Raw genomic sequence first — 23,330 nt, 5'->3', positions numbered from 1 at the left:
TCATCCCGGACGGCGTGAGAGCGCCGTCCGGGATCGCATTCCTGAGAAGGCGTGAGAACTTCGCCTTGTCCCGGACTTGATCCGGGACCCAGAACTGAAACGATGCGGGATCGCGCGGCGCTTCAGTTGTGACGCGTCGCGGGTCTGGGTCCCGGATCAAGTCCGGGACGAGCGGTTTTGCTTCCTGCGCATTATCTTGGATCCATGACCGATCTCCCGTCCCCCGTCGCCCGTCTCACCCGCGCCGTCTGGCGCGCGGGGACGTTGCGCGACGCCTCCGAGCGGGCGACGCCCGAGGAGACGCCGGTCGCGATCGTCTATGACGGCTCCACGCAGGCCGTGATGATGGCGAGCCCGACCGACGTCGAGGATTTCGCCGTCGGCTTCAGCCTGACCGAAGGCATCGTCCGGAGCGTCGGCGAGATCGAAAGCCTCGAGATCGTGCCGCACGAGCTCGGCCTGGAGGCGCGGATGTGGCTCGCGAAGGACCCGGCGCGCCAACTCGGCGCGCGCCGCCGCGCCATCGCCGGGCCGACCGGTTGCGGGCTCTGCGGCGTCGACAGTCTCGCCGAGGCGGTGAAGCCCGCGCGGCTGGTTTCTGCCGACACGATCGTCACTTCCGCCGATGTCCACGAGGCGCTCGAAGCGCTGTCGCGGGCGCAGGCGCTTAATTTCGAGACCCGCGCGGTCCACGGCGCGGGCTTCTTCCGGCCGGGGCATGGGCTTCTTGCGGTCCGAGGACGTCGGCCGCCACAACGCGCTCGACAAGCTCGCGGGCCATCTCGCCCGAACCGGCGAAGACGCCTCGACGGGCTTCGTCGTGCTGACGAGCCGCGTCTCGGTTGAGATGATCCAGAAGGCCGCGGTCATCGGGACCGGCCTCGTGGTCGCCGTTTCCGCCCCGACCGCGCTCGGCGTGCGCCTCGCCGCCGAGGCCGGGATCACGCTCGCGGCCATCGCGCGCGGCGACGGCTTTGAAGTCTTCACCCATCCGCATCGCATCATCGAGGGCGCGCAAGACGCCCGCACGGGAGCCGCCTGAACCATGAGCCGGGAAGCAGAACTCGCACATGAAGGCGAAGAGCATCACAAGTCGACGCTCGACCGCCTGATCTACATGGGCAACCAGATCGGCTGGTTCTTCAACAGCCAGCCGGAGGGACTGCGCATCCCCGGCATTTTGGACCACATCCAGCATTTCTGGGATCCGCGCATGCGCGCCGAGATCTTCCGTCACATCGACGAGGGCGGCGGCGCTGGCCTCGACGCCAACGTGCTCGAGGCGCTGACCCAGCTGAAGCTCGCGGAAGCCGGCCAGATCAAGACGCGCGGCGAGGCCGGCAAGATCGACACCGGCCAGCAGCGCGCAGGCGAGGCGCCGCCGGAAGTCACGAAGCAGGGGCTCGGCTGAGTTCGGCCGGCGCTTAAGTCTCGTCCATCGCCAAGAGCCGCCTATCTTCCCGTGGCGAGATCCATTCCCCGGGGAGGGCGCGTGAGCGTCGATCACAAGCCGCTGTTCTCGATTTTGCGATGGACGCCGTCCTGGCGGCTGCCGGAATTCGCCCCGCTCGTCGGTTTCATGAGCTGCGCGGCGCTCGCCTTCTGCTTCGTGCGCATCGCCGACGAAATGGTCGAGGGCGAGACGCGCGCCTTCGACGAGCGCATCCTGCTCGCGCTGCGCGATCCCGCAGACCTGAAGCGCCCAATAGGCCCGGCCTGGCTCGAGACCGCCATGGTGGATCTCACGGGCCTCGGCGGCGTGCCGACGCTCACGCTCATCACCGCGCTCGTGGTGATCTACCTTCTGGTGGCGCGCCGCTTCGGCAACGCGGCGCTCGTCGCGCTGTCGATTTCGGGCGGCGCCATTCTCACCAGCGTGCTCAAGATCGGCTTCGCGCGCCCACGTCCGGAAGTCGTCGACCACCTGGTGGCCGTGCAGTCGCTGAGCTTTCCGAGCGGACACGCGATGGCGTCTGCTGTCGTCTATCTCACGCTCGGGGCCCTGCTTGCGCGCACCGAACGGCGGCGCGCTGTCCGCGGCTACATCTTTGCGGTCGCTGGCTTCCTGACGCTTCTGATCGGCGTCACGCGGGTGTTTCTGGGCGTCCATTACCCGACCGACGTGCTGGCCGGCTGGACGCTCGGCGCCGCATGGGCGCTGCTCTGCTGGCTGGTCGCCCGCTGGCTCAGGCCGCGCGACAACGAGACGGAACAGCCGGCCTAGGCGCAAGCTGAAGAGCGGCGTCTCAGCCTTCGACTACGCCTCGGTCGAGATGACGCCTGGGGCCGCCAGAATCGTTTCGAACGTCTCGCGCCAAGCTGCCGGCCATTCGCAAGGGCGACGGGTGTCGCGATCGACGCACGCGTGCACGAACCGCCCTTGCGCGCGCGGCGCGTCCTCGCCCTCGCCGAAGAGGCCGATGCGCCACGTGACCGACTTGGCCCCGATCTCGGCGACCGCGAGCCCGCTCTCGATCGTTTCGGGAAACGAGAAGCCGCGGAAATAGGCGCAATCGCTTGCGACGACGAAGAACATCGGATCGCGCTCGGCGTCGGCCATCACCCTGGCGGCGATCAGGAACGACGTGATGGTGGTGTCGAAGAACGAATAATAGAGCGCGTTGTTGACGTGCCCGTAGACGTCATTGTCGGCCCAGCGGGTCGTGATCCGATGAGCGAACCGATAGGCGCCGCGGGGCAGGGGGACTGGTCGCGACATCGAAACTCCGACGCTCGGATGGGTGCGGCGCGCTAACAGGGTCATAGCGGAATTCTGCTGGCATGTTAGACAGCGCACGCGCTGCGCGCCGCCCGGGCCGCGCCGGTTCCTGCGCTCTTCCCTACGCCTGTCATGACCCTCGGCATTCTCTTCAAGCTCGCATCCGCGTTCCTCTTCACCGTCATGGCCGCCCTGATCCGAAGCGTCGGGCTGGACGTGCCGCTCGGCGAGATCGTGTTCGCGCGCTCGTTCTTCGCGTTGATCCCGATCATGATCTGGCTCCGGTGGCGCGGCGTCGCCCGTCGCGCGCTCGTCACCGACCGCCATGTCGGCCACATGCTGCGCGGGATGATCGGCGTGTCGTCCATGTTCCTCATGTTCGCGGGCCTTGCGCGTCTGCCGCTGCCCGACGCGACCGCGCTCGGCTACGCCTCCCCGATTTTCGTGGTGATCTTCGCCGCGGTGCTTTTGCGCGAGAAGATCCATGCGATGCGCTGGACCGCGGTCGCGGTCGGGCTTTGCGGCGTCGTGGTGATGCTATGGCCGCAGCTCTCGACGGGGGCGCTCGCGAAGGTGCTCCACGACGGTCCGCAGGCCGACGAGACGGCGCTCGGCGTGGCTTTCGCGCTCGGCGCGACGGTTCTGACCGCCGCGGCCATGATCCAGATCCGCCGCCTGACCGAGTCGGAGGGAACCGGGACCATCGTGTTCTATTTCTCGGTGTGGTCCGCGGTCGCGGGTCTCGCCAGCGCGCCGATCCTCGGCTGGGAATGGCCCGACGTCGCCACCGGGCTGACGCTTGTCGCGATCGGCTGCGTCGGCGGGGTCGCGCAGATCCTGCTGACCGAGAGCTACCGCCGCGCCGACGCATCCCTGATCGCGCCGTTCGAATATTCCACGATCCTCTGGGCGCTCGCGATCGGTTACCTCGCCTTCGGCGACCTGCCGTCGGGCTGGACGGCGATCGGCGGAGCGATCGTCGTGGCGTCGGGCGTCGCGGTCGCGCTGCGCGAGCGTCAGCTCGGCATCAAGCGCGCGCGGGTGCGCAAGGCGACGCCGCCGCCGCCCGCCGCGTGACGTGGAGGCGAAGGCCCGCTATCTCAGGTCGATGACGCCGATCGCCCTCACCATCGCAGGCTCCGATTCCTCCGGCGGCGCCGGAATCCAGGCGGACCTCAAGACCTTCTCCGCGCTCGGCGTCTATGGCGCTTCGGCGATCGTCGCGCTCACCGCCCAGAACACGCTCGGCGTCACCGCGATCCACGATGCGCCGCCTGAGTTCATCGCCGCCGAGATTGACGCGGTGATGGACGATCTCGACGTCCGCGCCGTGAAGATCGGCATGGTGTCGCGCGTCGAGACCATCGAGGCGATCGCCGACGCGCTCATCCGCCACAAGGTCGAGCGCATCGTGCTCGATCCGGTGATGGTGGCGTCGTCCGGCGCGCGCCTGCTCGCCCCGGACGCGATCGCGGCGGTGCGCGACCGGCTGGTGCCGCTCGCGCTCGTGGTCACGCCCAACCTGCCTGAAGCCGCGGAGCTGCTGGGCGCCGAGATCGCGCGCGACGAGGTCGACATGGCCGAGCAGGCGAGGGCGCTGCGCCGGCTCGGCGCGCGGGCCGCGCTCGTTAAGGGCGGTCACGGCGAGGGAGCGGAAGCCGCCGACGTGCTCGTCGGCGAGGACGGCGCGGCGAGCCGCTTCGCCGCACCGAGAATCGCGACGCGCAACACCCATGGAACCGGCTGCACCCTGTCCTCGGCGATCGCCGCCGAGCTCGCCAAGGGACGCGGGCTCGTCGACGCGGTGTCGACCGCAAAAGCCTATGTGGCGGCTGCGATCGCCGCCGCCGACCGCCTCACGATCGGCCGAGGCCACGGGCCGGTGCACCACTTCCACGGATGGTGGGACGCGGACCTCTGAGCCGCCTTGTGCGCCAGGCCGCAGGCGGCTAGCGTCGTCCGTCCTGCCGGACGCTCGTTCGGCTCTTCAAACGAGATCCTGTGATGGCCTGGCGTCCCCGGAGCGAGCTCGAGACCGGCGCGCAGATTGTCTCCGGCCAGCTCGGCAAGACGGTTCAAAGGCTGCGCAAGGCCTACAACCTCTCGCTGTCGGAGCTCGCCGAACAGTCGGGCGTCGCCAAATCGATCATCAGCCAGATCGAGCGCAACGAGACCAATCCGACGCTCGCCACCATCTGGCGGCTGAGCCAGGCGCTCGACGTTTCGATCGAGCGCGTGCTCGCCTCGGCCGAAGACGAGCCTTTCGTCGAGAAGCTCGGCCGCGCCGAGACCCCGATGCTCGTTTCCGACGACGGCAAGGTCCGGCTCGCCATCATCGGCTGGATCCGCACCGTCGAATGGCTGCAGTGGTACGATTTGAAGGCCGAAGCCGGCGGCGCGCTCGAATCTGACGCGCACCAGCGCGGTTCGCTCGAGTGCCTGTCGGTGCTGTCGGGAGAGGCCGAAGTCGAGATCGCCGGCCATGTCGAGGCTGCGCGGGCGGGTGAGACCCTGCGCTACCGCTGCGACCGGCCGCACGTCATCCGCGCGGTCGGGCGCGAACCGCTTCACGCCACCATGGTGTGCATCATGAAGGCTGCGGTGATGGAGTGAGGGTCGGCGCGCGAAAGCCCGAACCTCATCCCATGAACCCCAGAACCTCGACGCCGACCCCGGCGTCCTCCAGCCGCTCGACCGAGGCCGTGAAGTACGGCTCGTCCGAGGGCGCCGCGATGATCAGCACGCCATAGGGCGCGCCGCCGGCGGCGCCGAGCGAGCCGGCAACGATGCCGAAGTCGAAGCCGAGATCGCGGGCGACAGAAGTCAGAACCGGCCGCGTCGCGGCTTCGCCCTCGAAGGCGAGGCGGATCAGCGCCCGGCCGTTGGGTCTCGGCGCTTCGATCAGGCGTCCGGCGATGAAGGGCGGAAGCGTCGCGCCGGTGGCGGCGGCCGCGAAGCGCCGGCTGACCGGATGCTCCGGCCGCGCGAAGACGCGGGCGGTCGGGCCCTCCTCGACGATCCGTCCGTCGTCGAGCACGATCACGCGCGGCGCGAGCGTGGTGACGGGTCCCATGTCGTGGGAGATCACGATGATCGAGATGCGCGTCTCCGCGTTCACCCGCGACAGCGTGGCGAGGAACGTCTCGACGATCGCCGGATCGAGCGCCGATGTCGCCTCGTCGAGGATCAGGAGCCGCGGCGAGCAGGCGAGGGCGCGGCCGAGAGCTGCGGCGCCGGCCGCCGTCGGACAGCTCTTCGGCGTCCCGGTCGGCGTCGTCGGAGAGATCGAGCAGGTCGATCAGCCGGTCGACGGCGGCGGCGGTCGGTTGTCCCGCCGCGCAGGACGCCTCGTGGCGCTCGCTCAGGATCTGTCGCACCGTCCGGTCGTCCGGGAGATCGGGATCTGCGCCGAGCACGGCGACGCCGCGGCGCACTCGCGCGCCGGCCGCCTCGTAATCCGCCCCGCCGAACGCCACGGTCCCGCCGCAGGGAGCCTCGAGGCCCGCCGCGAGTTGCGCCACGGTCGACTTGCCGGATCCCGACGGGCCGATGATGGCGAGGATCTCTCCTCGGCGAGGTCGAAGCTCACGCCGTCGAGCGCGACGCGCGTCGCGCCGGCGCGGCTCATAGGTCTTACGGACGTCGGAAAAGCGAACGAGCGGCGCGACTTCGGCGGCCGCGGGAGCTGGGGACAGTCTCAGGGGAGCGTTCATGAGCGGCCTCCGGGAAATCAGGCCTGACGGCGAGGGGACGAGGACTACGAGACGCGGGCCGGCTTGCGCCGCGCCCAGAGGCGGGGCTTCAACAGCCGGTGCGTTTCGATACCATCGTCATTACGCTGCTCCTGGCGGCTGCGGCCGGACGACCGCTGATCGACATGTCCGGGGCGATCCAATCTCTGGTGGCGCCGGGGTCCGCGCGGGCGTGAAGCCAGCGTCTCGGCGCAAGGTGAGTCTCGTTCGGATTAGCGAACGTGTCAAGCCGCGAGACGCCCACCTTGCTGAATGGCGCTGTCCACTGAGAGTGATGAAACAGTCTAAAATGAAGCCAGATAACGAAAGGATCGCGCCGAAGCTCGCGTTTGCAACAATGCGTCTCGCCGCCGCGAAAACCGACCAAATCGTTCTTTAATTCGAACAGTTCGGGTTCATGATCCTCAATTCCGTCTATTCCGCGCTGCCCGTGACGGTGTTCGAGCGCATGTCGCAACTCGCGCGTGAATGCGGCGCGGTGAACCTCGGACAGGGCTTTCCCGACGATCCGGGCCCCGAAGACGTGCGCCGAAAAGCGGCCGAGGCCGTCGTCAGCGGATCGAATCAATATCCCCCGATGATGGGTCTTCCGGAGCTGCGCCGAGCGGTCGCTGCGCATTACGGGCGCTGGCAGGGCCTCGAGCTCGATCCGGACGCCGAGGTCATGGTGACGTCCGGCGCGACCGAGGCGATCGCCTGCGCTTTGTTCGGCCTCGTGGAGCCTGGCGACGAGGTGGTTCTGCTCCAGCCGCTCTACGACGCCTATCTGCCGCTGGTGTGTCGCGCCGGCGCGGTCCCCCGTTTCGTGAGCCTGGCTCCCCCCGACTGGCGGATCGACGAGGACGCGCTGCGCGCCGTCGTGGGGCCGAAGACCAAGGCGGTGCTGCTCAACAACCCGCTCAATCCCAGCGGCGCGGTCTATTCGCGCGAAGATCTGGAGACCGTGGCGCGGGCGATTCAGGATTCGAACGCGCTCGTGATCGCCGACGAGGTCTGGGAGCACGTGGTGTTCGACGGCCGCGCACATGTGTCGGCGATGGCCGTCGAGGGGCTCGCCGACCGGACCGTGAAGATCGGCTCGGCCGGAAAGATGTTCGGCATGACGGGCTGGAAGGTCGGTTTTCTCTGCGCGCGACCCGACATTCTGAAGGTGCTGGCCAAGGCTCACCAGTTCCTGACCTTCACGACGCCACCGAACCTTCAGAGCGCGGTCGCCTACGGACTTGGGAAGGAGCGGGCCTGGTTCGAAGGGATGCGAGCAGGGCTGCAGGCGAAGCGCGACCGTTTCGCGGCCGGCCTCGCCAGGGTCGGCCTCGCGCCGCTCGAAAGCGCCGGCACCTATTTCCTCAACGTCGACCTCTCCTCGATCGGCGTCGCCGACGACGTCGCGTTCTGCGAACGCCTGGTGCGCGAGGCGCGCGTCGCGTCGATCCCGGTGTCGGCCTTCTATGCGGAAAACGCCGTGAGGACGGTCGCGCGCTTCTGCTTCGCCAAGGACGACGCGACGCTCGACGAGGCAGTGGCGAGGATCGCGGCCTTTCGCCCTTGAAGCGGCGGGCGGCTTGAGACGGGGCCGTCTCCGCCCGATGATCCCTCCACCAGAGCGAGCCCGGAGACGACCATGACGCAGACGCCCGCAGGAGCCGAGGCCGTCATCGCCCGCCGGATCGAGCAGGGACGGGGGCTCGAACTCGCGGATCTCGTCATCAAGGGCGCGCGCGTCCTCGACATCGTGACCACGAAATTCTTCGAAGGCGACGTCGCGATCTGCGGCGACACCATCGTCGGGGTCTTCGAGGCCTATGAGGGCGTCGAGACGATCGACGGGCGCGGGCTGACGGTCGTGCCCGGCTTCATCGACGCCCATCTCCACATCGAATCCTCGCTGCTCGCCCCGCCCGAGTTCGAGCGCTGCGTGCTGCCCCACGGCGTCACGACCGCGATCTGGGATCCGCACGAGATCGTCAACGTCCTCGGGACGCACGGCATCGACTACGCGCTCGCCTGCGCCGAGACGGCGGTGATGGACATCCGCGTGAACCTGTCGTCCTGCGTTCCGGCCTCTCCGCTGGAGACGTCCGGCGCGCGGCTCGAGGTCGAGGATCTCGAGCCCTATCGTGGCCATCCGAAGGTCATCGGTCTCGCGGAGTTCATGAATTTCCCCGGCGTGCTGGCCCGTGATCCAGGGTGCCTGGCCAAGCTCGCCGCCTTCCAGTCCGGCCACATCGACGGCCACGCCCCGCTTGTCCGCGGAAAGGACCTCAACGGCTATCTCTCGGCGGGCATCCGCACCGACCACGAGGCCAACAACTACGAGGAGGCGTTCGAGAAGCTCCGCAAGGGCATGAGCGTGCTGATCCGCGAGAGCTCCATCGCCAAGGATCTCCATGCGCTCTGGCCGCTCATCACCCCCGAGACCTCGGCCTTTCTCGGTTTCTGCACCGACGACCGCAATCCGGTCGAAATCGCGGAAGAGGGCCACATCGACCACATGATCCGCTGGACCATCGCGCAGGGCGTCGACCCCGCGCATGTCTATCGCGTCGCGAGCTGGTCGGCCGCGAACGTGTTCGGCCTGCGCGATCGCGGCGTCGTCGCGCCGGGCAGGCGCGCCGACCTCGTGCTGTTGTCGGATTTCGAGACCTGCCGGATTAAGACGGTGATCGCGGGCGGCAAGATCGTCGGACCGCAGACCTTCGAGGGCCGCCAGGTTCCTCAGCCCGTCGGCCTCGAAAGCATGAAGGCGGAGCCGGTCGAGGCCGCTGACCTCGCGGTGAAGGGCGAGGCCGGCCCGCGCGCGGTGATCGGGGTCGTGCCGGGCAAGATCGTGACGGAGCGCCTGGAGATCGAGCTGCAGGCCTCCGGCGGCGGCGTCGCGCCCGATCTTTCACAGGACGCGCTCGGCGTGGCGGTCGTCGCGCGCCATGGCGTGAACCGCAACATCGGCCGCGGTTTCGTGAAGGGGTTCGGCCTTCGCGAGGGCGCGATCGCCTCGTCGGTCGGGCACGACAGCCACAACATCTGCGTCGTAGGGACGGACGCTTCCGAGATGGCCGCGGCGGCGAACCGGGTGATCGAACTCGGCGGCGGCTTCGTGGTGACGGCGGGCGGGGCCGTGAAGGCCGAGCTCGCCTTGCCGCTCGCCGGCCTCATGAGCCTCGAGCCGCACGAGGCGGTGCGCGAGAGTCTCCTCAAGCTGAGGGCCGCCGCGAAGGCGCTGGGCTGCCCTTTGGCCGAACCGTTCCTTCAGGTCGCGTTCCTTCCGCTCGCCGTGATCCCCCATCTCAAGATCACCGACTTTGGCATGGTGGACGTCGACCGGTTCGAGCTGGAGCCGGTCTGAGACATCCCCGCATAAGTTGAGTCAGACACTTGCGCCGGGCGTCGGCCGGCGTGCTAAAGGGGCGGTGCGGCGTTCGGTATCAGGGGCGAGGACGGCGGCCGCGGGGTTTCGGCAGGTCGGGCGATGAGCGCAGGCGAACTGGGACGGATCGTGGCCGGCGTCGGCCCGCGCCCCGTCGTCGTCCTGTCGGACCGCTACCCCCCGGACACAGCCGGCGGCGCCGAGCTGAGTCTTCACCTTCTGTTGCGCGAGGCCCCGCTCCGGGACCGCGTTCTCGTCGTGACCTTCGACAAGTCGCTCGCCCAGCCGACGCGGCGAAACCTCGACGGCGTCGAGGTCTTGGCGCTTCCGGCGAACGCGGCCTGGCCGCTCCATCGCCTGTCTCAGGACGAGGTCGAGCGGCTTAAGCGTCTGCCCTATGGGCTGAAGTGGCTGGCGTTTGCGCGGGAGACGCTCGTCGGCGCCTGCCGCGATCCGCGCACCCACGCGCCGGCCGTCGCCCTCCAACTCGCTGGTCCTCCGCCCGGAGGGGTGCGGATGGCGCACGCCACGGTGCCCGAGGGGCGCGCCCAGGCGGACATCCGCGAGATCCTCGATCGCCTTCAGCCGAGCCTCGTCCACGCCGACAACGCGCGCTCCATCATGATGGCGGCCGACGTGTTGAAGGACAGGCCCGAGCCGCTCGTCGCGCTGGTGCGCGACCATCGGTTCACGAGCTTCAAGTTCGACCAGACGCTCGCGCCGCTGGAGCCCGGACGCCTGAGCCTGAGGGGGCGGCTGGAAGCGATCTGCGCCCGCGCCGCGCTCGCCTACCGCCAGACCTGCCTTCGACGGGCGGGCGTCGTGATCGCGACGAGCGCCCATCTCGCCTCGACGCTGGAGGCGGTGGCGGAGCCCGAACGTCTGAGGCGCGTCCCGCTCGAGCCGGTCGAGCTCGAGGAGCCGTGGCCGACGCCGGACCATGACGCGTTCTCGATCCTTGTCGTGGGGTCGCTGACGAACAACAAGGGGCAGGCCCATCTGGTCGAGGCCTGGCCCGAGATTCTCAAGCGCGTTCCGAACGCTCGCATCGACATCGCCGGGCAGGGCGCGTCCCCGGCGCGAACTCGAAGCGGCGATCCGGCGCCTGGGCGCTGAGGGACGGATCCGCCTGCATGGCCACGTCGCCCACGACGCCCTCATGGCGCTCTACCGGGATTGCGACGTGGTGGCGCTTCCGACGCTCTGGTCCGAGCCGTTCGGGCGCGTGCCGCTCGAGGCCGCCGCGGCGGGGCGCCCGGTGGTCGCCTACGCTTCCGGAGGACTGACGGAGACGATCGTCGACGGCGTCACCGGCCGGCTCGTCGCCCGCGGCGACCGCGCAGCTTTCGTGGCGGCGCTGGCGGGGCTTGCGGCGGACGGCGAGGCGCGGGCGCGGATGGGGGCGGCGGGCCGGGAGCGGGTGGTCGAAGCCTATGCGCCGGCGCGGCTCGCCCAGACGCTCGCGACGGTCTGGGACGAGATCCTCAACGCCGGAGAGCCGTCGGCGGGCCTGCGCCGCGCCTCGGCGGGCGGCCGTTAGCATGGCGGCGGATCAGGCGGCGGATCTCGTGGCGGCCTCCTCGCCGCTGCAATACATGAACGCGGTCGAATGGCGTGCGAGTCTAGGCGGCGGCCCCTGCGACCTCGTCCTGATCGGGGACCGGCATGGCGGCTGCGGGAAGATCGACGCGCTGATGCGCCGCCACGCCCCCTGGCGGACCGTCTATCGCCATGGCCGCCGGCCCCGTCCGGCCCGCATCGTCCCGCGCCTCGTCAAGGACCTGCTCGACGCCGGCCATCGCGCCGGGCTCGAACGGCTCGCGGCCCGGCTCGCCGAAACCCGCTACGCCCGGATCGCGATCGGGGACTACCGCAACGTCTCGCAACGCCTTCTGGCCGCCCGGCTTTCCGGGGCGGACCTGACCCTGCTCGACGATGGCTCCGTGACGCCGCAGGCGGCCGCCTTCCGGGCCGATCCGGCCTCGGCGCCCGAGCCCAAGCAGTTCGATCTCGCCTGGTTCCGCACCGGTCTCGCCCGCCGCCTGTTCGGCGACGCCGCGCTGCCGAGCCCTCCCGGGTCACCTATTTCACCATCTACGAGAGCCTCGTGCGGGCAAGGATGGGGGCGGCGGACGAGGCGGCGGCGAACCGCTACGCCGTCTGGGGTCGAGCCGGCTCCGTTGCGCGGGGGAACGCCGCCTGGCTGATCGGCGCGGACCATGTCGAGGCCGGAATCTGCGCGGCGCAGGATTATCGCAGGCTCGCGCTCGCGGCGGTCGAACGGCTCCGCGCGGAAGGCCGCGATCCGATCGTCTATCGCCGCCATCGCGGCGAAGGCCTCGCCAAGGCCGCCGAGCTCGCCGAAGCCGCGGGCATGGCGCTCGACCCCTCGACGGCGCCGGCCGAGCTCGATTATGTCGAAGCGCTGGAACGGCCCGCGACGGTTCTGGTGTTCGCCTCCTCGGTCGCAGACACGCTCGCGGCGCTCGACCCTTCGCTCGACATCGCCCGGATCGCGCTCCCGCCGGGCTATCTTCGAAAGCGCGCCGACCACATCCGAGCGGTCGTCGCCGCCCACGACGCCTTCAACCCGAGGCTCCGCGTGATCCATCCGGACGCGACCGCATGACCGACGAGACCGGGACCCCCGATCCGGAGGCGAAAAAGCGGTTCGCGGGCAGGCGGGTGCTCGCGCTCGGCACCTTCGACAGCTTCGTCCGGACCCGCCGGCGTCATCGCGCGCCTGTTCGAGGCCGAAGGCGCGAGCGTGCGCTTCGCCGCTTTGTCGGCTTCGGAGAAGACCGAGCAGCTTTCCGCCCGCCAGCTCCGCGCCGGCGGGTGCACGAGACCGTTCCGGTGCTGACCGCCCGAAGCCCTCGTCGCCTCGCGGCTGTTTCGAGACGCCCATGTGGTGATCGCGGTCATTGACGGGGGCAGGGCGCGCGAGCTGTTCCTGTCCTGCGCGGCGGCGGACCTGTCGCGCGAGGTCGCTCGGCCGATCGTCGTGGTGGCCTCGCCCGGCGTGGCGCTCACCGAGCTGCTGCAGGGCTTCATGAGTCGCGCGCCCGCGGACGTGCTGTGCTTCAACGCCGAGAACGAGCGCGCCGCCTTCGTCGCGGCGGCCGACGAGATCGGCGTCGATTCCTCGAACGCGATCGTCACGGGCCTGCTCGGGCTCGACCGCCGGCCGCGCCAGCCGAACTCGGACGGGCGCCCCTGCGTCGTCTTTTTCGAGCAGCCGGTCATTCCCGCCCGGCGCATGCAGCGCATGCACCTGCTCGCCGGCATGATCGATCTCGCGCGCCGGTCTCCCGGGACCGACGTGCTGATCAAGCTGCGCCACGCCCGCAACGAGACCGCGCACCACCCGACGCGGTTCCATCTCGACGACTTATCCCGAGAGCTGTTGGCGCGGGGAGGGCGGCCCGAGAACCTTCACCCACGAGCCCGCGCCGAAGCTGCTCGACCGGGCGGCGCTCGCCGTCACGGTGTCGTCGACCGTCGCCGTGGAGGCGATGTCGCGCGGAATCCCGACCCGAATCGTTTCGGACTTCGGCGTTTCCGAAGCGCTCGGCACCTCGTATTTCGTGGGCTCGGGCTGCTTCGCGGCGCTCGCCGACCTCTCGCCGGACATGCCCGATTCGGCGCGGCCCGAATGGGTGGAGGGGCGTTCCGGCGCGGCCGCCGACCCTGAACCGCTGCTCGGCCAGTGCGACGTGCTGCTTCGCGCGCAGGACGCGCGCGGCTCGGCGCTTCCCTTGAGGCCGCTTGCGCCCGCCTACGGCTCGGCCGCCTGGCTCGGCTACGCGCTCGGCGTCGGCGGACCCGTGGCGGTCCATGCGCCGCATCTCATGGAGAAGCCGAGGCGGGGGCTCGGCTTCGTGTCGGCCGTCGCCGCGCGGCTCCGCAACGCACGGCGAGGGCCGCCGTCGCGGTGAGCGCGGAACAGCGCGGCGAGATGGTGCATTCCGTCTTGGGATCCTCTAGTTTATCGCGAACATGAACGAGTGGGTTCGGCGTCCGGCCGGGCTTGCTGAGGTCGTGGCGCAAGGCCCCGACCGCCAATCAGCGCAGGCCGCCGAACGCGCGGACCGCTACGACAAGACAGGCTTGGAGACCCCTCATGGTCAAGGTGATCGCGGAGATCGGCTGCAACCACATGGGCAAGATGGACATCGCGAAGGAGCTGATCTCCGTCGCGGCCCATGTCTGCAAGGCGGACTACGCCAAGTTCCAGAAGCGCAACAACAAGGAGCTGCTGCCGGCGGCGCAGTACAACGCCCCGCACCCGGTGCCGGCGAACTCCTACGGCGACACCTACGGCGCCCATCGCGAAGCGCTCGAGTTCACGGTCGACCAGCACGCCGAGCTCAAGGAGTTCTGCGAGGCGCAGGGCATCGGCTACACGACCTCGGTGTGGGACATGACCTCGGCCCGCGAGATCGCCGGGCTCAAGCCCGACAACATCAAGATCCCGTCGGCCACCAACCTCAACTGGGAGCTGCAGGGCTTCCTGGCGGAGAACTATGCGGGCGAGATCCATGTCTCGACCGGCATGACGACCCGCGACGAGATCGACGGCCTGATCAAGTTCTACGAGGAGCGCGGCCGCGCCAAGGATCTCGTGGTCTATTCCTGCACCTCCGGCTATCCGGTCGCCTTCGAGGACCTGTGCCTCAAGGAGATCGAGCGCCTCAAGGGCAAGTACGGCGAGCGCGTGAAGAAGATCGGCTTCTCGGGCCATCATCTCGGGATCGCGGCCGACGTCGCGGCGCTCGCGCTCGGCGCGGAGTGGGTGGAGCGGCACTTCACGCTCGACCGCACCTGGAAGGGCACCGACCACGCCGCCTCGCTCGAGCCGGACGGCATGCGCCGCCTGGTGCGCGACCTCCACAACGTCGAGAAGGCGCTGACCTTCAAGTCCAAGGACGTGCTCGACGTCGAAGAGGTCCAGCGCAAGAAGCTCAAGTGGCAGCCTGAACTTCGCGCCGTCGGCTGATCCGGCTTCTGAAGCCGGGACGTAAAAGCTTCTGAGGGCGGCTTGCCGCCGGGCCCAGCCCGTGCGACAGGCCGCCCTCATTCGTGTCTGTCTGCGGGGATTGAGATCGGTGCGGTGCGTTGCGGTGATTCCGGCCCGGGGCGGCTCCAAGGGCGTGCCCCGCAAGAATGTCCGTCCGCTGGGCGGCGCGCCGCTCATCGCCAGGACCGTCGCGGCGGCCCGCGCCGCGCGCCTTGTCGACGCCGTCTACGTCTCGACCGACGATCCTGAGATCGCGGCCGCCGCGCGCGCCGCTGGCGCGGAGGTCGTCGATCGCCCGGCCGAGATTTCGGGAGACCAGGCCTCGTCCGAAAGCGCGCTGCTCCACGCCCTCGACATGATCGAGGCCGAGGGCGACCCGGTCGACGTGCTCGTCTTCCTGCAATGCACCTCGCCCTTCACCACGGCGGCGGAGATCGACGCCTGCGCCGACGCGATCGGCAAGAACGGCGCGGCCTGCTCGTTTACGGCCTCGCCCAATCACGGCTTCCTGTGGGGGCGACGCCGACGGCTTCGCGGCGGGCGTCAACCACGACCACACGAAGCCCCGCAAGCGCCGGCAGGATCTGCCGCCGCAATATCTCGAGACCGGCGCGGTCTACGCGATGAACGCCGTGGCGTTCCGCGCCGCGGGCGTGCGCTTCTGCGGCCCGGCCGCGCTGGTCAGCGTCGACGCGGCCCCGGTCGAGATCGACACAGAGGACGACTTCGCGCTCGCCGAGGCGATGCTCGGCCTTTCCGCGCCGAAGCCCGCCTCCGCCGTGCCGTCGGGCTTCAAGGCGCTGGTGATGGACTTCGACGGCGTCTTCACCGACGACCGCGTGCTTGTGGACCAGGACGGCAAGGAGGCGGTGTTCGCCAGCCGCTCCGACGGCATGGGTCTCGGCCGTTTGCGCAAGTTCACCGAAATCCGGATGCTGATCCTGTCCAAGGAGCCGAATCCGGTCGTCTCCGCGCGCGGCCGCAAGCTCGCGATCGAGGTGCGGCAGGGCATCGACGACAAGCTGCCCGAACTCGACCGTTGGCTCGCCGAGCACGGGATCTCGCGCGCCGAGACCATGTATATGGGCAACGACGTCAACGACCTCGACTGCATGAAGGCTGTGGGCTTCGCGGTGGCGCCCGCCGACGCGCGGCCCGAAGCCAAGGCGGTGGCCCGGCACGTGACGCAGGCCGAGGGCGGCCGCGGCGCCCTGCGCGAGCTTTGCGAGGCGATCATCGAGGCGGAAGCCGCGGCGCGCTGACGGCGCGCCGGGCCGCCGGCTTCAGCGGACCGGGACGCCGAGCTTGGCGCGCACGCGCTTGTAGAACCAGTACATCCCGAGCTTCCGGGAGAACGAGGCGATCGGCCCCTCCTTGACGACGGCCGTGCGCGTGGCGGGACGCGTCTCCGGTGTCTTGCCGTCGCGGGGCGGCCTTGGCGCCGCGATCGGGCCCCGCCGAGCCGAGCGCGTCGCTGATGAGCGACGCCAGCCTGAAGAGCGCGGCGCGGCGCTCCACCGCGGCGGTCGTCACGTCCTGAGCCGCCTCGTCCTGGGCCGCCTCATGCTCCTCGGCCGCCGGTTCGGCCTTGTCCTTGGGCAGCAGCGACGTCTCGATCCCGCTCCAGATCTCGCAGATGCGTCCCGCCTGCGCCGCGCTGCCCGACGCGACATGCGTCGCCGACTTGAAGGACACGAAGGCGGCCGGCATCGGCCGGTCCGGATCGAAGGTCTCGAGCCAGTCGATCAGGGCGTCGGGCGAATAGGGCGCGCCATAGCCCATGCGTCGCATCCAGCGTTCGTCGGGCGAGCGGATCGGGGCGTCGTCGAGCGACTTCAGGTCGCCGAGGCGCGCCAGGAGGCCGCTGGCGAAGAACACATGCGCGCCGTCCGCGTTGCGCAGGCCGAAGTCGGTCGCGACCATGCTCGGCACGCCATAGTCGAAGGCGTCGAACAGCGCCGTCGAGGACACCGTCGCGAACAGGTCCGCCCGGTCCAGGAGGTCGTCGAGCGGCTCGTAGGAGACGATGAGGTTGCGCGGCTTCTTGCGGAGCGCCTTGACGAGCTTGGAGATGTGGTTCGGCTGCTGGTGGAAGGTCTGCTCGTCGGGGCGCGTGCGCGCCTTGATGACGACCTGCCAGTCGGGGCTCGCGGAGGCGAGCCGCGCCAGGACCGACACGAGGTTCTGCCGTTCCCGCAGGCTGCGCGGGACGACGACCTGCTCGGCGAACACGAACAGCTTCTTCGGCGCGGCGGTCGGCGTCGAGGCTGCGTCTTCGACGGGAGCCGCGTCGTCGCTCGCCGCCTCTTCGACGGGGTCCTCCGCGACGGCGCCGGCGTCCGTGGGAGCGGCGTCCTCGGCGTCCTCCGGGCGGGGGTCGGCCGCCTCAGCCACGATGGCGGGCTCGTCGGCCTCCGCGGGGGCGGCTTCGGGCGACGGCTGCGCGGTTTCGGCGTCGACCGGCGCGCCGTCGTCCGAAGCCGCCGCGTCCGGCTCCGGCTTGGGCGCGGGGATCTTCAACGGCCGGGGCGGCGTGTCGGTCTTGCGCCGAAGGCCGACGATGACGGAAGGCTGCCGCGAATACTGCGTGGAGTGGAGGAAGTCGACGAAGGCGTCGCGGTCGCGCGGCCCGTTGAGGCCGATCACGTCATAGCCGAGGCGCCAGGCCAGCCCCTCCTCGAACTTCTCGAACACCAGCCCGTTGAAGTTGCAGAACAGCGCCGGCCGCGGCCGCTCCTTCACCCGCGACGACAGCTCGAGCAGGTGGCGGAACATCGCGAGCCGGCTGCCCGTCACGAACACGCCCACCGCGTCCTGGTCGAACACGACGTCCTCGGTCGGAAGCGCGCCGATCGAGCGTTCGATGATGGCGAAGTCGCGCGTCAGGCGCTCGAGCAGCTGCTGCGGGAGGGTGCGCACCGACTCGATCGCGAAGGTCACGCTCCAGCCGCGCGCCGCGAAGGCGAGCGCGAGCGGAAGCGCGCCGAACACCTGGCTGTCGATGTCGCAGGCGAGAAGTACGCGACGCGTGGTCATGCGTAAGCTGCGTCCCTGAAGGTTTTCGACCGAAGATTAAATAACGGAGCGCAGTCGTTCGAAACTTGTCCAAATCCAGATCTTAATTACACAAATTTGGTAGATATACCAAGGGTTGTGGAAATCGATCTGATTTGTCCAATTCGGATCAGAACTGGTGATGCCGGCAGGCGATGCTAGCGAGAAAGCGACGTGCAATTGCTGCTGCAAAAGAACCCGAATGCTTCCATCTTTGCTTGGATGCATCTCGTACCCGGACCTATACATCAGCCCCGATGGGCAGGCTACGGCTTTTCGATGCGGCGTAGGGCAGCCGTTAGCCGAGGTGAAACGGGGGCGGTTTCCGTTTCTCGGCCTCCCGCGTATAACCCGCCTCTTCACGCCGAGGCAGCCTCTCTTGACCAGTTTCGCTCCGCGCCGGTTCTCGGTCGCGCCCATGATGGATTGGACTGACCGGCGGTGCCGCTCCTTCCATCGCGCGTTGACCGCGCGGGCGCTGCTCTACACCGAAATGGTCACGACCGGCGCCGTGCGCTTCGGTCCGCGCGAGCGGCTGATCGGCTTCTCGGCGCATGAGAGCCCCGTGGCGGTCCAGCTCGGCGGCTCGGAGCCCGCGGAGCTCGCCGAGGCCGCCCGCATCTGCGAGGCGCAAGGGTATGACGAGATCAACCTCAATGTCGGCTGTCCGTCAGATCGGGTGCAGGACGGGCGGTTCGGCGCCTGCCTGATGGCCGAGCCCGCGCGCGTCGGCGACTGCGTCGCGGCGATGCGGGCCGCGGTCGCGATCCCGGTGACGGTGAAATGCCGCATCGGCATCGACGAGCAGGATCCGGAGCAGGCGCTCGACGCGCTCGCCGAAGCGGTCGTCGCGGCGGGCTGCGAAGAGCTGATCGTCCACGCCGCAAGGCGTGGCTGAAGGGCCTGAGCCCCAAGGAGAACCGCGACGTTCCGCCGCTCGATTACGGCCGCGTGTTCCGCCTGAAGGCGCGGCTTCCGCATGTTCATGTCTCGATCAATGGCGGGATCGGCTCGATCGGGGAGGCGCGCGCGCTGCTCGAGCCGCGTGACGGCGTCGCGCTCGACGGGGTCATGCTCGGCCGCGCCGCCTATCAATCGCCGGAGCTGCTGCTCGAGGTGGATCCCCTGTTCTTCGGAGAGCCCGCGCCGCATCCCGACGCACGGTCGGCGGTCGAGAGCCTCTTTCCGGAAATCGAAGCCCATCTCGCCGCGGGCGGCCGGCTCTCGAACTACACGCGCCACATGCTCGGCCTGTTCCAGGGCCGGCCCGGCGCGCGCGCCTACCGGCGTTTCCTCAGCGAGCAGGCGCCGCGCGAGGGCGTGGGGCTCGACGTGCTCCGCCGCGCGCTTGATCTCGTGCGCGATCCGGTCTCTCTGAACCGTCTCGAGGCCCACGCGGCGTGACGCCGCGCTGGGGGCGATGAGTTTGATCCCGCTCGCCGCCGTCATGCCCGGCGAAGCCGGGCGTCCACGACTTTCCAGGCACGTCGAGCGATACGTCGAAGGCGTGGATGCCCGCGCGGAAACGCCGGCATGACGCAGCGGTCAAGCTCGAAGCCACCATGCTTTCGGGCCTCGGTCGCAAGGACAGGCCCCAAAGCTCCTTCGGAGTTCTCCCCACATGGAAGCGTTCGCGTCCCTGCCGGTCGGCGAACTCCTGTCGCTCGCCGCGGGGCTTCTGGCCGCCGGCGTCGTGACGGGCGTTCTGGCGGGCCTCTTCGGCGTCGGCGGCGGGGCGGTGATCGTGCCGGTGCTCGCCGAGCTTTTCGCCCATCTCCACATGGCCAAGGGCCTCGAGATGCAGCTCGCAGTCGGCACCTCGCTCGCCATCATCATTCCGACGTCGCTGCGCTCCTTCCAGGCCCATCGGGCCCGCGGCGCGGTCGACATGAGCGTGCTGAAGGCCTGGGCGCCTGGCGTCGTGCTGGGCTGTGTCGTCGGCGCGGCGGCCGCGTCGCTGTTCAGATCCGAATGGCTGAAGGCGGTGTTCGCGGTGTTCGCGCTGTCGATGTCGGCGCGCCTGATCTTCGCCAAGGCGAGCTGGACCATCGCCGACACCCTTCCGGGCCGGCTCGGCATGGCGGCCTACGGCCTCTTCATCGGCCTCGTCTCGGCGCTGATGGGGATCGGCGGCGGCACCTATGGCAGCCTGATCATGACGCTGCACAACCGCCCCATCCATCAGGCGATCGCGACCTCGGCGGGGCTCGGCGCCATCATCGCCGTGCCCGGGGCGCTCGCCTTCGTGGTCGCGGGCTGGCCCCACATGGCCGAGCTGCCGCCGCTGTCGCTCGGCTTCGTGTCGCTGATCGGCGTCGCGCTGATGGCGCCGGTGTCGACGCTCGTCGCGCCGATCGGCGTGCGGCTCGCCCACGGGCTCACCAAGCGCAAGCTGGAGGTCGGGTTCGGGCTCTTCCTCGCGGCCGTGGCCGCGCATTTCACGCTGTCGCTTTTGCTCTGAGCGCCGATCTCACGGCACGTTGACGCCGATCGAGATCAGGAAATCCTTACCGTAGACGTAGAGCATCGCGACCGCGACGATGATCAGCAGCCAGAGCGCCACCGCCTTCAGCGCCGCGTTGGCGTTGCCGGCGTAGCGGCGCAGCAGCCCGGGGCCGATCCAGACCGCAAGGCACATCATGGCGATGGCCGCGGCCCAGCGCTCGTTCGGGAACGTGCCGAAGCCGCCCGCAAGATCGGCGATGACAAAGGTGACGATCGCGGCGAGCACCACCGCGACGAGCATCTCGGGGATCGATCGGTTCATTCGGGGGCCTCGGCGCGGGACGTCGCGGCGAAGGTCTTTCGCCGGGCGGGAAGCAGTCGAAGCACCTGGTCGCGTTCCGCCGCTGAGTAGCGCATCCAGCTGCCGATCTCCGCCATGGTGCGGAAACAACCCTCGCACCAGCCCGTCGCTGGGTCGACGACGCAGATCTTGACGCAAGGGGATTTGATCGGGGCGGGCTGAGGCATGGCGGATGCTTGGCGGATGCCGCGCGGATGCGCAACCGAACATCGCGTCAGCCGGCGCCTGCGACGATCAGCAATCCGGCCAAGGCCGCGATCTCGCCGAGTTCCGAGCCCGCGCCGCAGACGTCGCCGGTGTAGCCGCCGATCTGCCGGCGGGCGAGGGCGGCAACGCCGGCCGCGGCTCCCAGGCCTAAGACAAGCGCGAGCAGCCCGCCGGCTCCGGCGAGCGCCAGCGCTGCGAGCGCCGCGACGGCAAGCCCGAGCGCGACCGCCCTGACGGAGGGCCGGGCCGCGCGGCCGAGGCCGTCGGCGCGCGCCGGATCGAGCAGCACGGCGGGCAGGAAGGCGAGAGGGCGCGCGATCACGGCCGCGGAGATCACGGCGCCGGCCGCGCCCCAGAGGTCGAGGCGCTCGGCGAGCCCGGCGACGAGCGCGACGCGCGCCATCAGCGCGAGCGCGAGCGCCGCGCCGCCGAAGCTGCCGAGCCGGCTGTCGCGCATGATGTCGAGCTTTCGCTCGCGCGTCGCCCCGCCGCCGAACCCGTCCGCGACATCCGCGAGGCCGTCGAGATGAAGCGCGCCGGAGACCAGCGCCGCGACCGCCGCGGCCGCGACCGCCGCGGGCGTCGCCGGCAGGCCCGCGGAGAGCGCGAGGGCGAGCGCGAGCGCCGAGCCTGCGCCCACGACCGCGCCGGCGAGCGGCGAGGCGGCCGCGATCCCGCCGATCGAGTCGCCGCCCGGAGGCCCGAAGCCGATCGGAACCGGAACGCGGGTGAAGAATCGGACGGCGTCCGCGGCGGCGTCGAGGGCCGCGGCAAGCTTTCCGGCGATGGGCGACGTCGGCTCGTCGGGCATGAAGCGCTCGCGGGTGTCTTGCGGCCGTTGCTAGCGCGGATCCGGGCCGCCGCCCACAGTCTTCGCCATCACGTGAGCGGGCGACGACGTCCCGCGGGCTTGGCCGCCACGAGACATTCGGCTATGCGCTGACGCTTCCGTTTCGAGACATGTCAATCGACGCATGGTTCTGCACAGTGAGCCGCATCCGCGGCGAGAGGCTTCCGGCCTGCCCTTCGACGACATCCGGGCGCTGATGGCGCGCCTGCCGCGCCTCGACGGCGAGGCGGCCGCGCGGGCGAAGGCGCGCGAGGCCGAACTCGTGAAGCCGGCCGGGGCTCTCGGGCGCCTCGAGGACATCGCCGAGTGGCTCTGCGCCTGGCAGGGCAAGACGCCGCCGACCGTCGCGCGGCCGCTGGTGGCGATCTTCGCCGGCGCCCATGGCGTCGCCGAGCGCGGCGTCTCGGCCTATCCGCCGGCCGTGACCCGCCAGATGCTCGACGCCTTCGCGGGCGGCGGCGCGGCCATCAACCAGATCTGCAAGAGCTTCGACATCGGGCTCAAGGTGTTCGATCTCGCGACCGAGCGCCCGACGCCCGACATCTGCGAGCAGCCGGCCATGAGCGAGGCCGAGTGCGCCGGCACGATGGCCTACGGCTTCGAGGCCATCCATGGCGGGATCGACCTTCTGGTCGTCGGCGAGATGGGCATCGGCAACACGACCGTGGCCTCGACGCTCGCCCATGCGCTGTTCGGCGGCAGGCCCGAGGACTGGGTCGGCCGCGGCACCGGCGCCAACGACGTCACGCTCGGGCGCAAGATCGACGCGGTCGCGACCGCGGTCAGGGTCCACGGACCCCATCTCGGCGATCCGCTCGAGGCGCTGCGCCGCGTCGGCGGCCGTGAATTCGCGGCGATCGCGGGCGCGATCCTCGCGGCGCGCATGGAGCGGGTGCCGGTCGTGATCGACGGCTTCGTGGCGACGGCCGCCGCCGCCGTCCTTCACGCGCTCGACGCGAGCGCGCTCGAACACTGCGTCGCCGGCCATCGCTCGGCCGAAGCCGCGCACGGCCGCCTGCTGGAGCGGCTCGAACTGCCGCCGATCCTCGATCTCGGCATGCTCGGCGAAGGCTCGGGCGGGGCGTTGGCGGTCGCCGTCATCAAGGCCGCCTGCGCCTGCCACACCGGAATGGCGACCTTCGCCGAAGCCGCGGTCTCGAACCGCGGCGGCTGACGCGAATCGATCTTCTTGCGCTGCCCGCCTGGATTGCGGCAAGATCGTGGCGTTCCCGGCGCAGTCGCGCCGGCGGCCGTCGGGAGAGAGGCTTGGCGCTCGTCAGAGGCGTCCGCGCGATCGCCGCCGCCGGGCTCCTTTCGGCGCTGACCGCCGGGGAGGCCCGGAGCGGCGCGTTCACGCTCGAGCCCGGCGAAACCAAGCTCTTCGTGCTCGGCCTGCTGTCGGCGGGCGACGAGTATTTCGACCGCAAGGGCAAGCTCCGCGCGCGCGGAGACTACCGCAAATACGACCTCCAGCTGTTCGTCGAGCATGGCGCGCTCGACGGGCTCACCGTGTTCGGCTCGACCGGCCTCCAGAAGATCCGCGCGGAAGACGGCGCGA

General features: G+C 70.1%; 23 protein-coding genes and 5 pseudogenes. 21 read left to right on the top strand and 7 right to left on the bottom strand.

Annotated elements, in window-relative coordinates:
• Positions 1 to 204 precede the first annotated feature (204 nt).
• The 3 genes and pseudogenes from fdhD (at position 205) to K6K41_RS28850 (ending at position 2,224) form a co-directional block, all read left to right on the top strand.
• Positions 205 to 1,042, top strand: a pseudogene (gene fdhD, locus K6K41_RS28860) (formate dehydrogenase accessory sulfurtransferase FdhD).
• Positions 1,043 to 1,045: 3 nt separating this feature from the next.
• Positions 1,046 to 1,411 carry a formate dehydrogenase subunit delta gene (locus K6K41_RS28855; protein WP_315855111.1) on the top strand — a complete coding sequence of 122 codons (366 nt, stop codon included), beginning with the start codon at positions 1,046 to 1,048 and terminating at the stop codon, positions 1,409 to 1,411.
• Positions 1,412 to 1,492: 81 nt separating this feature from the next.
• Positions 1,493 to 2,224 (top strand): phosphatase PAP2 family protein, encoded by a 732-nt coding sequence (locus tag K6K41_RS28850; protein WP_261403373.1) that lies wholly within the window; start codon positions 1,493 to 1,495, stop codon positions 2,222 to 2,224.
• 33 nt (positions 2,225 to 2,257) lie between these two features.
• On the opposite strand, the gene K6K41_RS28845 is transcribed toward K6K41_RS28850, so the two are convergent.
• Positions 2,258 to 2,719, bottom strand: a complete 462-nt coding sequence (locus K6K41_RS28845) for an acyl-CoA thioesterase (RefSeq protein WP_261403372.1) — start codon at positions 2,717 to 2,719, stop codon at positions 2,258 to 2,260.
• Positions 2,720 to 2,851: 132 nt separating this feature from the next.
• On the opposite strand from K6K41_RS28845, the gene K6K41_RS28840 reads away from it, so the two are divergent.
• From K6K41_RS28840 to K6K41_RS28830, 3 genes are all read left to right on the top strand, one after another.
• Positions 2,852 to 3,796 (top strand): DMT family transporter, encoded by a 945-nt coding sequence (locus K6K41_RS28840; protein WP_261403371.1) that lies wholly within the window; start codon positions 2,852 to 2,854, stop codon positions 3,794 to 3,796.
• 31 nt (positions 3,797 to 3,827) lie between these two features.
• Positions 3,828 to 4,640 carry a bifunctional hydroxymethylpyrimidine kinase/phosphomethylpyrimidine kinase gene (thiD, locus tag K6K41_RS28835; protein WP_261403370.1) on the top strand — a complete coding sequence of 271 codons (813 nt, stop codon included), beginning with the start codon at positions 3,828 to 3,830 and terminating at the stop codon, positions 4,638 to 4,640.
• A gap of 83 nt (positions 4,641 to 4,723) precedes the next feature.
• Positions 4,724 to 5,332: a helix-turn-helix domain-containing protein gene (locus K6K41_RS28830; RefSeq protein ID WP_261403369.1), complete on the top strand. Its 609-nt coding sequence runs from the start codon at positions 4,724 to 4,726 to the stop codon at positions 5,330 to 5,332.
• Between the two features lie 25 nt (positions 5,333 to 5,357).
• Here K6K41_RS28830 and K6K41_RS28825 read toward each other — a convergent pair whose 3' ends face one another.
• Positions 5,358 to 5,837, bottom strand: a complete 480-nt coding sequence (locus K6K41_RS28825; protein WP_261403368.1) for an NIL domain-containing protein — start codon at positions 5,835 to 5,837, stop codon at positions 5,358 to 5,360.
• A 169-nt stretch (positions 5,838 to 6,006) separates the two neighbouring features.
• Positions 6,007 to 6,432: pseudogene (locus tag K6K41_RS28820) on the bottom strand (ATP-binding cassette domain-containing protein); the annotation flags it as partial.
• A gap of 436 nt (positions 6,433 to 6,868) precedes the next feature.
• Between K6K41_RS28820 and K6K41_RS28815 the strand changes: the two are divergent.
• From K6K41_RS28815 to K6K41_RS28760, 12 genes and pseudogenes are all read left to right on the top strand, one after another.
• A complete protein-coding gene (locus tag K6K41_RS28815; RefSeq protein ID WP_261403367.1) occupies positions 6,869 to 8,020 on the top strand; it encodes an aminotransferase in 1,152 nt (383 codons plus the stop codon).
• Between the two features lie 72 nt (positions 8,021 to 8,092).
• A complete protein-coding gene (gene ade / locus K6K41_RS28810) occupies positions 8,093 to 9,814 on the top strand; it encodes an adenine deaminase (protein WP_261403366.1) in 1,722 nt (573 codons plus the stop codon).
• A 123-nt stretch (positions 9,815 to 9,937) separates the two neighbouring features.
• Entirely contained in the window at positions 9,938 to 10,951 is a 1,014-nt protein-coding gene (locus tag K6K41_RS28805) for a glycosyltransferase family protein (RefSeq protein ID WP_261403365.1), read from the top strand.
• Entirely contained in the window at positions 10,833 to 11,375 is a 543-nt protein-coding gene (locus K6K41_RS28800) for a glycosyltransferase (protein ID WP_315855253.1), read from the top strand. The genes K6K41_RS28805 and K6K41_RS28800 overlap by 119 nt, the downstream gene beginning before the upstream one ends.
• 1 nt (position 11,376) lies before the next feature.
• A complete protein-coding gene (locus tag K6K41_RS28795; RefSeq protein ID WP_261403364.1) occupies positions 11,377 to 12,042 on the top strand; it encodes a hypothetical protein in 666 nt (221 codons plus the stop codon).
• The gene (locus tag K6K41_RS28790; RefSeq protein ID WP_261403363.1) at positions 11,943 to 12,464 is read left to right on the top strand and encodes a hypothetical protein; all 522 of its coding nucleotides are present in this window, start codon (positions 11,943 to 11,945) and stop codon (positions 12,462 to 12,464) included. Before K6K41_RS28795 ends, K6K41_RS28790 begins: the two co-directional genes overlap by 100 nt.
• Positions 12,461 to 12,763, top strand: coding sequence for a hypothetical protein (locus K6K41_RS28785; protein ID WP_261403362.1), 303 nt, complete (start codon positions 12,461 to 12,463; stop codon positions 12,761 to 12,763). Before K6K41_RS28790 ends, K6K41_RS28785 begins: the two co-directional genes overlap by 4 nt.
• Positions 12,744 to 13,440, top strand: a pseudogene (locus tag K6K41_RS28780) (DUF6716 putative glycosyltransferase); the annotation flags it as partial. The gene K6K41_RS28785 and the pseudogene K6K41_RS28780, both read left to right, overlap by 20 nt.
• A 54-nt stretch (positions 13,441 to 13,494) precedes the next feature.
• A complete protein-coding gene (locus tag K6K41_RS28775) occupies positions 13,495 to 13,773 on the top strand; it encodes a hypothetical protein (protein ID WP_261403360.1) in 279 nt (92 codons plus the stop codon).
• Between the two features lie 185 nt (positions 13,774 to 13,958).
• Positions 13,959 to 14,834, top strand: coding sequence for an N-acetylneuraminate synthase family protein (locus K6K41_RS28770; RefSeq protein ID WP_261403359.1), 876 nt, complete (start codon positions 13,959 to 13,961; stop codon positions 14,832 to 14,834).
• A 61-nt stretch (positions 14,835 to 14,895) separates the two neighbouring features.
• Positions 14,896 to 15,309 (top strand): annotated as a pseudogene (locus K6K41_RS30905) (acylneuraminate cytidylyltransferase family protein); the annotation flags it as partial.
• 169 nt (positions 15,310 to 15,478) lie between these two features.
• Positions 15,479 to 16,117, top strand: a complete 639-nt coding sequence (locus tag K6K41_RS28760) for a KdsC family phosphatase (RefSeq protein WP_261403357.1) — start codon at positions 15,479 to 15,481, stop codon at positions 16,115 to 16,117.
• Here K6K41_RS28760 and K6K41_RS28755 read toward each other — a convergent pair.
• Positions 16,089 to 17,891, bottom strand: a complete 1,803-nt coding sequence (locus K6K41_RS28755; protein ID WP_261403356.1) for a DUF6716 putative glycosyltransferase — start codon at positions 17,889 to 17,891, stop codon at positions 16,089 to 16,091. The genes K6K41_RS28760 and K6K41_RS28755 overlap by 29 nt on opposite strands.
• Before the next feature lie 436 nt (positions 17,892 to 18,327).
• Between K6K41_RS28755 and dusA the strand changes: the two are divergent.
• Positions 18,328 to 19,313 (top strand): annotated as a pseudogene (gene dusA, locus K6K41_RS28750) (tRNA dihydrouridine(20/20a) synthase DusA).
• A gap of 217 nt (positions 19,314 to 19,530) precedes the next feature.
• Complete coding sequence (locus K6K41_RS28745; protein ID WP_261403355.1) at positions 19,531 to 20,370, top strand: sulfite exporter TauE/SafE family protein; 840 nt, start codon at positions 19,531 to 19,533, stop codon at positions 20,368 to 20,370.
• A gap of 9 nt (positions 20,371 to 20,379) precedes the next feature.
• On the opposite strand, the gene K6K41_RS28740 is transcribed toward K6K41_RS28745, so the two are convergent.
• Genes K6K41_RS28740 through K6K41_RS28730 form a run of 3 tightly spaced genes read right to left on the bottom strand, consistent with a single transcriptional unit; the run spans position 20,380 to position 21,733 of the window.
• Positions 20,380 to 20,676, bottom strand: a complete 297-nt coding sequence (locus K6K41_RS28740; protein WP_261403354.1) for a hypothetical protein — start codon at positions 20,674 to 20,676, stop codon at positions 20,380 to 20,382.
• Positions 20,673 to 20,882, bottom strand: coding sequence for a DUF1289 domain-containing protein (locus tag K6K41_RS28735; protein ID WP_261403353.1), 210 nt, complete (start codon positions 20,880 to 20,882; stop codon positions 20,673 to 20,675). Before K6K41_RS28735 ends, K6K41_RS28740 begins: the two co-directional genes overlap by 4 nt.
• A gap of 47 nt (positions 20,883 to 20,929) precedes the next feature.
• Positions 20,930 to 21,733: an adenosylcobinamide-GDP ribazoletransferase gene (locus tag K6K41_RS28730; RefSeq protein ID WP_261403352.1), complete on the bottom strand. Its 804-nt coding sequence runs from the start codon at positions 21,731 to 21,733 to the stop codon at positions 20,930 to 20,932.
• Between the two features lie 163 nt (positions 21,734 to 21,896).
• Between K6K41_RS28730 and cobT the strand changes: the two genes are divergently transcribed.
• Positions 21,897 to 22,946 carry a nicotinate-nucleotide--dimethylbenzimidazole phosphoribosyltransferase gene (gene cobT / locus K6K41_RS28725; RefSeq protein WP_261403351.1) on the top strand — a complete coding sequence of 350 codons (1,050 nt, stop codon included), beginning with the start codon at positions 21,897 to 21,899 and terminating at the stop codon, positions 22,944 to 22,946.
• Positions 22,947 to 23,330 lie beyond the last annotated feature (384 nt).

The sequence above is a fragment of the Chenggangzhangella methanolivorans genome (genome assembly GCF_019797865.1).
GTDB classification, from domain to species: Bacteria; Pseudomonadota; Alphaproteobacteria; order Rhizobiales; family Methylopilaceae; genus Methylopila; species Methylopila methanolivorans.
This window is presented reverse-complemented; position numbering and strand designations above follow the sequence as displayed.